We start from the raw sequence: 232 nt of genomic DNA, 5'->3' as shown, positions 1-232 counted from the left end.
TTTTGTTTTTCCCTTCGTTTCCGTTGGGACTGCAAAGGTAGAAATCTTTTCTGAACTTCCAAAAACTTTTTGAAGTTTTTTTTCTTTTCCCTTTTTTCGATTTCCGCGTTTAAAATAAACTGAGCGGGATTTTAAATCCTGCCAGACTTCTCTTAAACCCTTCTTTTTTCAGGATTCCTTCTCTCGAAGTAACCGTCCCTCCCTTGCGGAGTGGTGCAAAGATAGGGAGTTT

The sequence above is a fragment of the Sphingobacterium sp. UBA7253 genome (genome assembly GCF_002472745.1).
In the GTDB taxonomy this organism is placed as follows: domain Bacteria; phylum Bacteroidota; class Bacteroidia; order Sphingobacteriales; family Sphingobacteriaceae; genus Sphingobacterium; species Sphingobacterium siyangense.
The sequence above is the reverse complement of the archived record's forward strand: the minus strand, read 5'-3'. Positions refer to the sequence as shown.